Raw genomic sequence first — 4,012 nt, forward strand, 5'->3', positions numbered from 1 at the left:
GAAGACCTCGAAGGTCGTCGGGCCGCGCATCAGCGTCCAGTTCCGCCCGCACGGAGTCCGGTAGCCACCAGCTCCTCGGACACCTCCCACACCCGCCTGGCCTCGTCCGCGTCGCGCAGGCGGCGGTAGAGGGCCTGCTCGGCGGGCGGGCCTCCGAGGTGGCGCGGTCCGCCCGGGCCGTAGAAGACGCCCGGCTCCGGGGCCGTCGCCGCGAGCACGGCGGGCAGCGCCGCCGACTCGGCCGTGCCGAAGAGAACGCCGCGGGCCGACAGGAACCGGATCAGCCGCACGCCGGGGTTGTCGGAGGCGCGGTCGATCTCCGGCCGCGCGGCCAGCAGGCTCGTCGGCGCGATCCCGGGGTGCGCGAGGGTGCTCGTGATCCCCCAGCCCTCCTCGGCGCTGCGCCGGGCCAGCTCCAGGCCGAACAGGCCGAACGCGATCTTCGACTGGCTGTACGCCTTGGGACCGTGGTAGGACCGCTCCCAGTTCAGGTCGTCCCAGTTGATGGCGTGGAAGTCGGCGGCGACGCTGATCTGCGAGGTGACGCGGGCGCGGCCGGCCTTGAGCAGCGGCAGCAGGTGCCGCACGAGCGCGAAGTGGCCCAGGTGGTTCGTGCCGAACTGCAGCTCGAACCCGTCCGCGGTGGTCATGCGGCGGGGCGGCGTCATGACGCCCGCGTTGTTGACGAGGACGTGCACGGGCACGTCCTCCGCCAGCAACGTCTCCCCCAGCGCGGCCACCGACTCCAGCGAGGAGAGGTCGAGCGTGCGCAGCGAGACCTGTGCGCCCGGCACCTGGCGAAGGATGGCCGCGACGGCTTCGGAGCCCTTGCGGTGGTTGCGGACCGGCAGCACCACCTCGGCGCCGGCCGCCGCCAGCCGCCGGGCGATGCCCAGCCCCACGCCGTCGCTGCCGCCGGTGACGACGGCGCGCTTGCCGGTCAGGTCGGGGACCTCTACGTCGAACTCCTTGCGAGCCATCACGTTCTCCCTGCTCGTCGTGGTGTTGCCTCCACAGTGGCCGGACCGCGCGAGCCTGATCCAGGACCTGACGATCCGTGGATACGGCGACCGGGGAGCGCTAGAAAGAGACCCGTGGCGATCGACAGAGCAGGACTGGCGGCCTTTCTGCGGTCGCGCAGGGAGGCGTTGCAGCCGGAGGACGTCGGCCTCCCGCGTGGACCGCGGCGCAGGACGAACGGCCTGCGGCGCGAGGAGGTGGCCGCGCTGTGCACGATGTCCGCCGACTACTACGCGCGGCTGGAACAGGAACGCGGACCGCACCCGTCACCGGAGATGATCGCGGCCATCGCGCAGGGCCTGCACCTCTCGCTGGACGAGCGCGACCATCTGTTCCGGCTCGCCGGGCACGCGCCACCCGCACGGGGCCTGCTCGGCGAGCACGTGAGCCCCGGCCTCGCGCGCATCCTCGACCGCCTGCACGACACCCCGGCCGAGGTCATCACCGAGCTGGGCGAGACGCTGCGGCAGACCCCGCTCGGCATCGCGCTCACCGGAGACGCGACCCGGTTCACCGGCCCCGCCCGCAGCCTCGGCTACCGGTGGTTCACCGACCCCTCCAGCCGGGAGGTCTACGACCCCGCCGACCACGAGCACCTGGGCCGGGTGTTCGCCTCCGGGCTGCGCGAGGCCGTGACGCGGCGGGGACCCCGGTCGCGCGCCGCGCAGTACGCCGACCTGTTGCTGGCCCGCAGCGCGGAGTTCCGGACGGCGTGGGAGCGGCAGGAGATCGGCCTGCGGCTCAAGGAGGTCAAGCGCTACGTCCACCCGTCGCTCGGGACGATCGAGCTGCACTGCCAGACGTTGCTCGACCCCGACCAGTCGCACATCCTGCTCGTCTACACGGCCACCCCCGGCACCGAGAGCTACGAGAAGCTGCGGCTGCTCTCCGTCGTCGGCACCCAGATCACGCCCGTGCCGTAGCTCAGACGGCCTGGACCGCCAGCAGCGCCAGGTCGTCGTGGTCGTCGCGGTCCAGCCACTTCAGCACGGCCTGCTCGCAGTGCCGGGCGATCTCCTCCGCCGACCGGCCCTTGCACTCCTTCAGCACGGCCCGCAGCCGCTTCTCGCCGAACAGCTCGGTGCGGTCGGTGTGCGCCCGCGCCTCGGTGAAGCCGTCGGAGTACAGCACCAGCGTGTCGCCCGGCGCGAGCGTGACCTGCTCGCCGGAGAACCGGACGTCCGCGAGGATGCCGACGATCGCACCGGTCGTGCTCACCTCGTGCACGGTGCCGTCCGCCCGCAGCACCAGCGGCACCGGGTGGCCGCCGGACGCGAGCGACAGGCGCGCTCCCCCGGCCGCCAGCGGCACCAGTTCACCCACGACGAGTGTGGTGAAGAGCTTGGACCCGGTGGCGCGCAACGACGTGTTGAGCAGGTGCAGCAGCCGCACCGGGTTCGTCTCGACGAGCGACAGCGCCTGCAACGACTGCCGCACCCGTCCACTGTGGACCGCGGCCTCCAGGCCGTGGCCGCAGACGTCGCCCAGCGCGAACGTCGCCGACCCGTCCGTGCGCGGGTGCACGTCGTAGAAGTCGCCGCCGACCAGCGCGCGTTGGTGCGCCGGGATGAACACCGACCCGAGCGCGACTCCCCGCACCTCGGGCAACGGCAGCGGCAACAGCGCCGAACGCAGGATCTCGATCGTGCGCTGCTGCTCGGTGAGCTTCGACGACGACTCCAGCGCCGCGGCGGCGTGCTTGCCGAACAACCGGACGCGCTCGACGTCGTTCGGCGCGAAGTCGCCGCGCCGCACGACCACCAACGCGCCGCCGACACCCAGCGGAACCGCCAGCGCGGTGCCGAAGTCCTCCGGCACGCCCCAGCTACCTTCACCCAAAGAGGTGATTCTCGTCATGGTGGACGTGCCGGTCAGCACCTCGCTGATGGTGGAGGCCCTGCGGGGCGTGCGGGTGACCGTCGGCTCCCCGCCGCCGCACCGCCACCACTCCAGGCGGTCGCGCGTGGCGGGCACGACGGCGACGCAGTGCTCCCCCAGCAACTCCGCCGCGAGCTGCACGATCGTCTTCAGCGTGACCTCGCGGGACGTGCCGCCGGCGAGCCGCAGGTGCGCGTGGTCGAGGGCCGAGTCGGTGAAGTACCAGGCGCTCCAGCCGTCGCCGAGGTCGTGCTGACGGCCCGCGACGTGCACGTCGAAGCGCTCGCCGAGGCCCAGCCGCGGAAACCGGTCCGCGGCCGCGGCGTTGCGGACGCGCACCACGCCCGAGGGGTCCACGACGAGAACGGCTTCGCGCAGCCCGTCCACCAGGCGTTGCCAGCCGTCCAGGTCGATGCCCACGGCGCTGCTCATCCGCTGTCGTCCCGCCCGGACGGCCGGGTCATCACGGCCTCCTGCGGCTTGTCGGCGTGCATCGCGGCATCAAGTTACCTCGCTCCCAACCTAACGTGGCAGGCTTGGCTGCGACCACCGAGGCACGGAGGCTTGGAGTGACCACGGCCAACGAAGAGACGGACGCGACCCTCGACAGGGTTCTCTCGGCGATGAAGGACCTGCGTGACGGCAACTTCCGCCGCAGGCTGGTCGTGCCGGGCAACGGGCCCGTCTCCGCCCTCGCGGACGTGTTCAACGAGATCGCGGAGCGCAACCAGTGGCTCGCCGGTGAGCTGGGCCGCGTCCGGCAGGCCGTCGGCCAGGAGGGCAGGCTCACCGAACGGGTGGCGCCCGCGGGCACCGCCGGTGGCTGGTCGCTGATCGCCGACTCGGTGAACGGCCTGGTCGAGGACCTGATGAGGCCGACGACGGAGCTGAGCCGGGTGCTCGCCGCCGTCGCCGAGGGCGACCTGACCAAGCGCATGTCCGACCAGACCCTGCGCGGCGAGTTCGCCACGCTCGGCTCGACGGTGAACGGCCTGGTCGACCAGCTGTCGTCGTTCGCCGACGAGGTCACCCGCGTCGCCCGCGAGGTCGGCACCGAGGGCCGTCTCGGCGGCCAGGCCAAGGTCCCCGGCGTCGCCGGGACGTGGCGCGACCT

4 protein-coding genes are annotated in these 4,012 nt (G+C 72.8%); 2 read left to right on the top strand and 2 right to left on the bottom strand.

Features of this window, described 5'->3' with window-relative positions:
• Positions 1 to 29 precede the first annotated feature (29 nt).
• Entirely contained in the window at positions 30 to 980 is a 951-nt protein-coding gene (locus tag BLT23_RS31040) for an SDR family oxidoreductase (RefSeq protein ID WP_090055585.1), read from the bottom strand.
• Between the two features lie 114 nt (positions 981 to 1,094).
• Between BLT23_RS31040 and BLT23_RS31045 the strand changes: the two genes are divergently transcribed.
• Positions 1,095 to 1,943, top strand: a complete 849-nt coding sequence (locus tag BLT23_RS31045; protein ID WP_090055587.1) for a helix-turn-helix transcriptional regulator — start codon at positions 1,095 to 1,097, stop codon at positions 1,941 to 1,943.
• 1 nt (position 1,944) lies between these two features.
• On the opposite strand, the gene BLT23_RS31050 is transcribed toward BLT23_RS31045, so the two are convergent.
• Entirely contained in the window at positions 1,945 to 3,330 is a 1,386-nt protein-coding gene (locus tag BLT23_RS31050) for a PP2C family protein-serine/threonine phosphatase (protein WP_090055588.1), read from the bottom strand.
• Between the two features lie 191 nt (positions 3,331 to 3,521).
• On the opposite strand from BLT23_RS31050, the gene BLT23_RS41040 reads away from it, so the two are divergent.
• The coding region (locus tag BLT23_RS41040) for a HAMP domain-containing protein (protein WP_176947011.1) at positions 3,522 to 4,012 on the top strand (491 nt) is incomplete at its 3' end.

Source organism: Lentzea fradiae, assembly GCF_900100955.1.
Lineage (GTDB): Bacteria > Actinomycetota > Actinomycetes > Mycobacteriales > Pseudonocardiaceae > Lentzea > Lentzea fradiae.

Bases quoted from the DNA above. Each gene is read 5' to 3' on its own strand.
- BLT23_RS31050 (WP_090055588.1), bottom strand. From the start codon at position 3,330: ATGAGCAGCGCCGTGGGCATCGACCTGGACGGCTGGCAACGCCTGGTG.
- BLT23_RS31040 (WP_090055585.1), bottom strand. From the start codon at position 980: ATGGCTCGCAAGGAGTTCGACGTAGAGGTCCCCGACCTGACCGGCAAG.